We start from the raw sequence: 1,098 nt of genomic DNA, 5'->3' as shown, positions 1-1,098 counted from the left end.
ACTCTGGGTTTCCGCCTGCCGCTCCCCGGTGAAATAACCCAAGTGGAAAATTCCATCTCGGATTTGCCTCAACCCACCGACCCCGCCACCGACAACGCCGCCGCCCAGGTGATCGAACAAACGCTGCTCAAAGTGTCAGGCGCCCCATCAAGCGCCGAGCAGAACGCACTCCTCAACCGCGTCGTGGACGCCTGGCGACGACGCCATGGGCAGGGCAGCCCCAAGCCCATCCTCACGCTCGTCGGTGGCTACGCCGGATCGGGAAAAACCGAGTTCTCCCGCTTCCTGTCCGACATCACCGGCTGGGCCTTCCTGGACAAGGACTCCCTTACCCGCGCCATGGTCGAACGCCTGCTCATCTCCCTCGGAGGCGACCCTCACGACCGGCACACCGAGCTCTACCTGAGCGAGGTCCGCCCCCTGGAGTATCGGTGCCTGATGGAAACCGCGTTCGACAACCTCAACGTTGGAACGTCGGCGATCCTGTCAGCGCCGTTCATCGCCGAACTCGCCGATCCTGACTGGGTGTGCCGCCTGACCAACCGGTGCGCAGCCAGGGGCATCGACATGGCGGTGGTGTGGGTGCGCTGCGACGCCGAATCCATGCGCGAGTACATCGAGTTCCGCGGAGCCGCCCGCGACGCCTGGAAGCTCGACAACTGGGAGTCGTACGTCAGCGGCCTCAATACGGAAAGCAGCCCATCCACAGCACACATCACCGTGGACAACCGGCTCGGCGCCGCGGTCAGCCTGGCAGACCAGACCCGCGAAACGCTGAAACGGATCCTCACATGATGGGCGTCGTGCTGTACGGACCGCCTGCCAGTGGTAAGAGCACCGTCACCGCAGCCCTCGGCGAAGTCGACCAGCGATTCACGCTGGTACGCAAGCTCAAGGCGGGGAACCGGCGCGGAGCCGAATACGACTTCGTCAGCGCCGAGGATCTCGCACGGCTCCGGGCAGCCGGGCGGGTCCTGGTCGAATCCCGCCGCTACGGAAACACCTACGCCATCGACCGCCACAAGCTCGACCGGCTCACGGCGGCCGGTCAAGTGCCGGTCGTCCACCTGGGCAACATCGCCGACATCCGGCGCCTGG

Annotated in this window: 1 protein-coding gene and 1 pseudogene; both read left to right on the top strand. The window is 65.6% G+C overall.

From position 1 onward, the window contains the following. The coding region (locus FH608_RS51155) for an AAA family ATPase (protein ID WP_152315461.1) at window positions 1-795 on the top strand (795 nt) is incomplete at its 5' end. Continuing rightward, window positions 792-1,098 (top strand): annotated as a pseudogene (locus tag FH608_RS51150) (guanylate kinase); the annotation flags it as partial. The gene FH608_RS51155 and the pseudogene FH608_RS51150, both read left to right, overlap by 4 nt.

It is taken from the genome of Nonomuraea phyllanthi (genome assembly GCF_006334985.2).
In the GTDB taxonomy this organism is placed as follows: domain Bacteria; phylum Actinomycetota; class Actinomycetes; order Streptosporangiales; family Streptosporangiaceae; genus Nonomuraea; species Nonomuraea phyllanthi.
Note: the sequence above shows the minus strand (reverse complement) of the source record. Positions and strands in the feature narration are given on the sequence as shown.